The sequence below is a fragment of the Aeromicrobium sp. genome, assembly GCF_036676885.1.
GTDB lineage: Bacteria > Actinomycetota > Actinomycetes > Propionibacteriales > Nocardioidaceae > Aeromicrobium.
In genome coordinates this window covers 1-2,332 of record NZ_JAKFCB010000202.1, presented here as the reverse complement: position 1 = coordinate 2,332, position 2,332 = coordinate 1, and the positions used below count along the sequence as shown (strand labels likewise).

Sequence of the window (2,332 nt, the reverse complement as noted above, 5' to 3'; positions counted from 1 at the left end):
CCAGGGCAAGGCTGAGATCGACGTCGAGGACGCCGCGCTCGCCGTCGACAAGGCCGCGGTGCGCTACGACCGCCAGGGCGACCAGCACTACGACGTCATCAGCGCGTTCATCAAGTCGATCCGAGGGTCCGACGTCGACGCAGCGCTGCACTACCTCGCGCGGATGATCGAGGCGGGGGAGGACCCGCGATTCATCGCCCGCAGGCTGATGATCCATGCGAGCGAGGACATCGGCATGGCCGACCCGACGGCGTTGCCGCTGGCCACCGCCACGGCGCAGGCCGTCGCCATGATCGGCTTCCCGGAGGCGCGCATCCCACTGGCCCAGGCCGTGATCCACCTGGCGTCGGCGCCGAAGTCCAATGCCGTCGTCACGGCCATCAACCGTGCGCAGGCGGACGTGCATGCCGGCAAGATTGGTGCCGTCCCGCCCGCGCTGCGCGACGCGCACTACTCGGGCGCCAAGGACCTCGGCCACGGTCACGACTACAAGTACCCCCACAACGACGTCCGCGGAGTGGTCGGCCAGCAGTATGCGCCCGACGACGTCGACGGTGAGACCTACTACGAACCGAGCGAACACGGCTTCGAGGCGCGACTTGGTGAGCGTCTTGCCGTGATCCGGGCCATTCTGCGCGACCGTTGACACCCACCTCGTCAACTTCGACCGGGTGCTCGCTGCGGCCGTCACCTCGCTCAGGGCCCGCGCTGCTCGGTGGGGTGACGAGATAGGCTCGTGGGCATGTCGGCGGAGCTCTGGATCCTCGTTGCGACCGCAGTTGTCGCGGTCGTGGCGATCGGTGCTGCCGTCATCGCCGTACGCGCCGCGCGCCGCATCGCGCAGGCGCCACCGGCGCCTGCTGAGACCGTGACCGAGCGGCCATCGACCGACGTCGTCCTGCTCGACTCGCCGATCGTCCACGCCGAGCTCGAGCCCCGCGTCGTCGAGGGCCGGCTCATCGTGCCTCCGTCGCAGCAGCAGGTCGTCAACACCGCACTCGGCCGCCCCGGCGTACGCCTCTCGATCGTCGCCCATGGGGTGGCGCACGCGCTGCGCGCCGAGAGCCGTGACCGCATCCGCGCGATGATGCGCCGCGAATACCGTCGCCGCCGCAGAGAACGACTTCAAGCGGGCCGTCGCGCCGTACGCGCGGGGCGCCCCACCCCGCCCTCCGAAGAATGGCTGGGGGGATCATGATGCGATCGCGCGCGATCTGGTTCGTGGCCGGCTCCGCGGCCGGTCTCTACGCCTCGGTCAAGGCGCGCCGAGCCGCCTACCGGCTCTCCACGCCGGGTCTCGTCGACCAGGCCGCAGCCCTCGGGCTCGGCTGGCGGGCGTTCAGCTCAGAGCTGCGAGACGGCATGGAGGCTCGCGAGCGCGACATCGCTCGCCAGCTGTCCGGCGCCCCCGCTGACCACACCGACCTGCTCCGCCTCGAGGCCGAGCACACCCCGAAGGACCACACCTGATGCTGACCGCGGAGATCCGCCGCCGATTCCTCGCGCACTTCGAGAACGCCGGCCACGCCGTCGTGCCTTCGGCGCCGTTGCTCTTCGACGATCCCAACCTGCTGTTCGTCAACGCCGGCATGGTGCCGTTCAAGCCCTACTTCCTGGGCCAGGAGACCCCGCCGTGGCCCACCGCCACGAGCGTCCAGAAGTGCGTCCGTACGCAGGACATCGAGGAGGTCGGCAAGACCACTCGCCACGGCACGTTCTTCCAGATGAACGGCAACTTCTCGTTCGGCGACTACTTCAAGGCCGGCGCCATCACCCACGCGTGGGACCTCATCACGAGCTCGGTCGACGACGGCGGGCTCGGCTTCGACCCCGACTCGATCTGGGTCACGGTGCTGCATTCGGACGACGAGGCGCGCAGCCTCTGGAAGGAGATCGCCGGCCTGCCCGACGAGCGCATCCAGAGCCGTGGGCTGCTCGACAACTACTGGCACATGGGCGTGGCGGGCCCGGGCGGCCCCGCGAGCGAGATCTACGTCGACCGTGGTCCGGAGTTCGGGCCCGACGGCGGCCCGGTCGTCGACGAGGACCGCTTCCTCGAGATCTGGAACCTCGTGTTCATGCAGGAGGAGATCACCAACGTCCGTGCCAAGGACCAGTTCGACGTCCTCGGCGACCTGCCCAACAAGAACATCGACACCGGCATGGGCCTCGAGCGCGTCGCCTACCTGTTGCAGGGCAAGGGCAATCTCTACGAGATCGACGAGGTCTACCCCGTCATCGAGAGGGCCTCGGAGATCTCCGGCCGCACGTACGGCAAGGACCACACCGACGACGTACGCTTCCGCGTCGTCGCCGACCACGTCCGCAGCGG

3 protein-coding genes and 1 pseudogene are annotated in these 2,332 nt (G+C 69.3%); all 4 read left to right on the top strand.

The genetic code is table 11. The features are described from left to right. Nucleotides 1–646, top strand: a pseudogene (locus V6M46_RS09455) (replication-associated recombination protein A); the annotation flags it as partial. A 96-nt stretch (nucleotides 647–742) separates the two neighbouring features. Beyond that, on the top strand, nucleotides 743–1,198 hold the full coding sequence (locus tag V6M46_RS09450; RefSeq protein ID WP_332664147.1) for a hypothetical protein: 456 nt from the start codon (nucleotides 743–745) through the stop codon (nucleotides 1,196–1,198). Further along, nucleotides 1,195–1,470 carry a DUF6167 family protein gene (locus tag V6M46_RS09445; RefSeq protein WP_332664146.1) on the top strand — a complete coding sequence of 92 codons (276 nt, stop codon included), beginning with the start codon at nucleotides 1,195–1,197 and terminating at the stop codon, nucleotides 1,468–1,470. Before V6M46_RS09450 ends, V6M46_RS09445 begins: the two co-directional genes overlap by 4 nt. Next, nucleotides 1,470–2,332 (top strand): alanine--tRNA ligase-related protein (locus V6M46_RS09440; RefSeq protein ID WP_332664144.1); only part of this gene is annotated, 863 nt, incomplete at its 3' end. The genes V6M46_RS09445 and V6M46_RS09440, both read left to right, overlap by 1 nt.

Coding starts and splice junctions, on each gene's coding strand:
- V6M46_RS09450 (WP_332664147.1), top strand. CDS start 743: ATGTCGGCGGAGCTCTGGATCCTCGTTGCGACCGCAGTTGTCGCGGTC.
- V6M46_RS09445 (WP_332664146.1), top strand. CDS start 1,195: ATGATGCGATCGCGCGCGATCTGGTTCGTGGCCGGCTCCGCGGCCGGT.